This window comes from Gluconacetobacter dulcium (genome assembly GCF_014174165.1).
Classification (GTDB): Bacteria; Pseudomonadota; Alphaproteobacteria; order Acetobacterales; family Acetobacteraceae; genus Gluconacetobacter; species Gluconacetobacter dulcium.
Genome location: NZ_JABEQN010000052.1, coordinates 1 through 2975, shown reverse-complemented (window position 1 = coordinate 2975; position 2975 = coordinate 1). Strand labels below are relative to the sequence as shown.

Here is a 2975-nt window from a genome sequence, read left to right as displayed (position 1 = left end):
TGGGAAACCCTGAAATGGGTCGACTGGTACAACAACACACGTCTGCACAGCGCCATCGGTTACGTCACGCCGAACGAAGCAGAGGAGATCTTCTATACAATCCTGAACGATCATAAAAAAGCAGCCTGACTATTGAACCAAAAACTCTCCGGTAAACCCGGGGCGGTTCAGAGCCTCCGGAAAACCCGGGACGCTTCACAGGCCGGCGAACGAGGCACCTAGGAGTACGCTCCGAGTAGAACCGGCCTATTGTTGGCAAATCGGTTGATCTCGCACGTGATGGGCTGGAAGCACGAGAATCTCTCCGATATCGGCTGGACTGTGGCACTATCGTCCTCCCCGACCCTCTAGTTTCCTACAATTCTTGATCAGGTATAGGGAGGATGATTTTTATCTGCATATCTTTTGTTTTTGCTATGCGTTTTTTGCATTCCTAATGGTAATTTGGAATAAAAATAATAAAAACAGATAGATATATTTCTTTCTTCGGGAGGGGTGGGTATTGACTTTTCGAAGTTTTGTTTTCTGGTTTCTATTCGGAACCGAGTAGGTAGACGACCGTTTCTGAATCTCATAAATGAGATAAAAGTCTGGTCATTTGGTCTTTCACGGGGACTTAACCGTAACCACAGGCTGAAAAAGGGATTGTTTTTTGTACATTGATTTACCCAGCAAACTTGTGCTCCCCACGCCACCGGCTGTGGTTGTGAGCAGTGAGCAAGTGCGTGGTGCCACAGACGAGCGCCTTGAGGAATGGGTAGATTCAATAAAAAAATGTTCGCTATCGCTCACCAGTTTTAGTCAAGATTTGGAACTGGAGGGATTGGGATGGTGGCTTGAAGTCATGCGCTCCACCTCTGAGGGATATGATACAAATTTAAAGTACCTCAAGAAAAGAATAGAAGACGGTATCGGCGAGCAATTGCCTCAGCTAACAAAGGCTGTTTCCGATATTAAGCTCATGGGTCGGAAGTTGAGCGCAGATCGTCATCCCATGGCATCAAAAGTCGTGATGGCTTCTTCTCAACTTGAGCGTGCAGTAAACATCACAAAGAGGACAGTTTCTTCAATTCCGGAACAGGCTCAACGGATTCTTGATTGTGCTCCTGGGGCAAGATCTAGGGTGAATAGAGCGATAGGAATCTATCAAAATGCCTTGTCTCATGTGCTGAAGAAAGAGGGTGTTATTTGGGAGGTTCGTTTTTTTAGTAGCGAATCCCCGGTAGAAAATTTTCCTTGGTTTGAAGTTTACATTGATGATGATACACGAAAAAATCGTAAGAAATTGCGGGATTGGGAACGACGCATAGACGTCGCCGTTGGCGAAGTTGATCCGGATATTGTTGGATACATCGGTATCAACTATACAAGAATTTCTGCTTCTTGAGAATATTATATCTATGACTGATCCTCGTGAATGCCTTGAAGCGGCTGAGTCTATTGTTCTACGCAACCCAGCTTGTACTGGTGCTGAGTACCGAGGGGCAATACACCTAGCCTATTATGCGGTTTATCATTTGGTCGCGGGTCATATGGGCCAACCGACTCTGGGGGATAAAGCGGTAAAACACAGAAATATCGTATCATTACTTAGAAATTCAGCAAATATAGATCCTCTAATCTACGAGGCAAAGCGTAATTACGCAAAGATAATGACACTCCGTTTCCGTTCAGATTATGATTTTTCTATAGATATTGGAATAGACGAGGCCAATGATGCTGTTGATTGGGCTTATGAAATATTTGATGCGAAGTCGGTATAGTTTTTTGGGTATGTTTTGCGTTTATTGTGGATAATTTTTGAGTAACTATTCTGTATTTCTTCTTATTTCATGATTTTTTTATTATGTTTCCACGTCGATCAGCGCAATTTCCGATAAATACATGGTCTTCTATTTTGGAATGGAAGCCCATGTCAGTTGTTGTCCGGCCTGAACCGCCTGATTCGCTTCGCCGACCCTCGCCTTGGCCGCCTCCCACTCGGCCTCTGTTGGTGCGCGCCTCTCCTGGATCGGCGCCAGTAGGGCCTTGATGCTGTCCGCGATCGCGGGGATGTCCTGGATGAGGGCGATCAGGCCCTGGGCGGTGAGAGCAGCGTACGACATCACTTGATCTCCTTGGTGTTGATTTGCGTTGAGAAGTGACCCTTTTGGGGCGGTAATTTTCATTAAGATTTGACCCGTGTCTGACACTGGCCCCGGCGCATTGGTCCGGGGAGATGAGGAGTGATCAGCATGGAGTTATCGAGTGTGATCCGTCGGTGGCATTGATCTTGGAACATCTGCCGATCCGCGAGATCGAGCGCCGGACGAAGCTGTCGCACAACACGATCCGCAAATATCTTCGGGCGGAGACGGCGGAAGTGACGTTCAAGGTTCCAGAGCGTCCGGTCCGTCTGGACCCGTTTTCCGAGAAGCTGGAGAGCTGGCTGTTTCTGGAGGCGGCGAAGTCGCGCAAGCAGCGCCGCGCGGGGCGCCGTCTTCACTCTGATCTTGTGGCGCTGGGCTATGATGGCTCTTATGCCCGCGTGACCGCGTTCATCCGGGACTGGAAGACGGAGCGGCAACAGGCGAAGCAGACGACGGGGCGCAGCAGGATCCGCACGCGCGGCCAGCGGCGGCGGATCTGGCCGACGATCCGGGCGACCTCCTCCCGCGCGCCAGACGCGCCATCGATGTTCGACGGGCGCAGCTTTGACGCCAGCAGGTGTCGGCCGCAGAAGATGGAGAGCGGCAGGTAACAGTAGCGGTCGTAATAGCCGTGGAAAAACCGTTCTTCCTGATGGCCGTGGATCGGATGGTCGGTTGCATCGAGATCCAGGACGATCTGGCCGGGGGCGGCGCGGTGAGCGTCGAGAAAGATATCGACGAACCGGGCTTCGATCGCTGACGGGTCGTGCTTGATCCGGTGGTAACGACCGGGTTCCGCGCGGCTCAGTTCCAGCCGGTTCAGCGTGCTCTTGCCTGCCAGCGGCG

At 50.6% G+C, this 2975-nt stretch carries 4 protein-coding genes and 2 pseudogenes; 4 read left to right on the top strand and 2 right to left on the bottom strand.

Annotation, left to right across the window (positions count from 1 at the left end; all coding sequences use genetic code 11):
• Nucleotides 1–9: 9 nt before the first annotated feature.
• The 3 genes from HLH25_RS19810 to HLH25_RS19800 all read left to right on the top strand — a co-directional run bounded on the left by HLH25_RS19810 (nucleotide 10) and on the right by HLH25_RS19800 (nucleotide 1763).
• Nucleotides 10–129 (top strand): integrase core domain-containing protein, encoded by a 120-nt coding sequence (locus HLH25_RS19810; protein ID WP_375289010.1) that lies wholly within the window; start codon nucleotides 10–12, stop codon nucleotides 127–129.
• A gap of 577 nt (nucleotides 130–706) precedes the next feature.
• Nucleotides 707–1387: a hypothetical protein gene (locus tag HLH25_RS19805; RefSeq protein WP_182975718.1), complete on the top strand. Its 681-nt coding sequence runs from the start codon at nucleotides 707–709 to the stop codon at nucleotides 1385–1387.
• 13 nt (nucleotides 1388–1400) lie between these two features.
• The gene (locus HLH25_RS19800) at nucleotides 1401–1763 is read left to right on the top strand and encodes a hypothetical protein (RefSeq protein ID WP_182975717.1); all 363 of its coding nucleotides are present in this window, start codon (nucleotides 1401–1403) and stop codon (nucleotides 1761–1763) included.
• A gap of 129 nt (nucleotides 1764–1892) precedes the next feature.
• Here HLH25_RS19800 and HLH25_RS19795 read toward each other — a convergent pair whose 3' ends face one another.
• Complete coding sequence (locus tag HLH25_RS19795; protein WP_182975716.1) at nucleotides 1893–2105, bottom strand: hypothetical protein; 213 nt, start codon at nucleotides 2103–2105, stop codon at nucleotides 1893–1895.
• A gap of 129 nt (nucleotides 2106–2234) precedes the next feature.
• Here HLH25_RS19795 and HLH25_RS19790 point away from each other — a divergent pair.
• A pseudogene (locus HLH25_RS19790) lies at nucleotides 2235–2590 on the top strand (IS21 family transposase); the annotation flags it as partial.
• Here HLH25_RS19790 and HLH25_RS19785 read toward each other — a convergent pair.
• A pseudogene (locus tag HLH25_RS19785) lies at nucleotides 2569–2975 on the bottom strand (transposase); the annotation flags it as partial. The pseudogenes HLH25_RS19790 and HLH25_RS19785 sit on opposite strands and share 22 nt — an antisense overlap.